Consider the following 1,931-nt stretch of genomic DNA (forward strand, 5'->3'; position numbering starts at 1 on the left):
GACGTGGGATCAAAACATGGCGAGATTGTCTGGCGTTAAGTATTCAGGGGTAAATCCAATCTGATCTGAATCCATATAAAACGCATATATGTACATGTTTGGTAACAGTAAAAGCTTGTAAACAGCGTGCAAATTTTGAAGAAAAAGACTTCTTTCTTGCGTCAAGTGGACTACGCTGTTTTGGTCAGGTATTCAATGTTTTTCGCATTGAGTAGAGAATGAGTAGCCAAGGAGGCTACAAAATAAAGGAGTACAATATGAGCAATACAAACGGCGGTTCAGTAGGTAAATGTCCAGTTATGCATGGTGGACAAACATCTACAGACAAGTCGGTGATGGATTGGTGGCCGAATGCCTTAAACTTAGACATCCTGCATCAGCACGACTCCAAAACGAATCCATTTGGTCCAGATTTTAATTACAAAGAAGAACTTAAAAAACTGGACGTCGACGCACTCAAGCAAGACTTAAAAGACCTAATGACAAACAGCCAAGATTGGTGGCCAGCAGACTGGGGACACTACGGCGGTTTGATGATTCGTATGGCATGGCACGCGGCTGGTAGCTATCGTATCGCAGACGGACGTGGTGGTGCCGCAACCGGTAACCAACGCTTTGCCCCTCTCAACTCTTGGCCTGATAACGCCAACCTAGACAAAGCACGCCGACTTCTTTGGCCGATCAAGAGAAAGTACGGCAACAAATTAAGCTGGGCCGACCTGATTATTCTCGCAGGTAACATGGCTTATGAATCGATGGGCTTTAAAACCTTTGGCTTTGGTTTTGGTCGCGAAGATATTTGGCATCCAGAAAAAGACACCTATTGGGGTTCTGAGCAAGAGTGGCTTGCGCCAACTGGCGCGAAAAACAGCCGTTACTCCGGAGAGCGTGATTTAGAGAACCCACTTGCAGCAGTAATGATGGGCTTGATCTATGTGAACCCAGAAGGGGTGGATGGCAACCCAGATCCACTGAAAACGGCGCAAGACATGCGAGTGACATTTGCGCGTATGGCAATGAACGATGAGGAAACTGTTGCACTAACGGCTGGTGGTCATACCGTGGGTAAATGTCACGGTAACGGTGATGCTGCCAACCTTGGTCCAGATCCAGAAGGCGCTGACGTGCATGAACAAGGCCTTGGTTGGATGAACCACAAGACTCGTGGCATTGGTCGTGACGCGGTAACAAGTGGTTTGGAAGGGGCTTGGACAACGCATCCGACTCAATGGGATAACGGTTATTTCTATTTGCTTTTCAAATACGATTGGGAACTGAAGAAGAGCCCAGCCGGCGCTTGGCAATGGGAGCCTATCGACATTGAAGAACAAGACAAGCCTGTTGATGTAGAAGATGGCTCTAAGCGCTACAATCCAATCATGACCGACGCCGATATGGCACTCAAAATGGACCCTGAATATCGCAAGATTTCAGAGCGTTTCCAACAAGACCCTGCATACTTTGAAGATATGTTTGCTCGTGCGTGGTTCAAACTGACTCACCGTGATATGGGACCAAAATCGTGCTACCTAGGCCCAGATGTACCTAGCGAAGATCTGATTTGGCAAGACCCAACGCCAGCAGGTAAAACGGACTACAACGTCGATCTTGTGAAAGGCAAAATCGAAGCGAGCGGCTTGTCTATCGCTGATTTGGTCAGCACCGCTTGGGACAGTGCGCGTACTTACCGTGGCTCTGACCGACGTGGTGGCGCAAATGGCGCGAGAATTCGTTTGGCTCCGCAAAAAGATTGGCAAGGTAACGAGCCTGAGCGTCTAAGTCGTGTTCTTGCTGTGCTAGAAAGCATCGCAGCAGAAGAGGGCTGTAGCGTTGCTGATGCTATCGTGCTTGCTGGTAACGTAGGTATTGAACTTGCTGCGCGAGCGGCGGGCCACGATGTATCTGTGCCTTTCGCACCAGGTCGAGGCGAT

Annotated in this window: 1 protein-coding gene; it reads left to right on the plus strand. The window is 48.7% G+C overall.

Going from position 1 to position 1,931, the window contains the following annotated elements:
- Window positions 1-257: 257 nt before the first annotated feature.
- A partial coding sequence (katG, locus tag R7Q47_RS23500; protein WP_318089505.1) for a catalase/peroxidase HPI occupies window positions 258-1,931 on the plus strand: 1,674 nt, incomplete at its 3' end.

It is taken from the genome of Vibrio sp. Vb0349, from assembly GCF_033338975.1.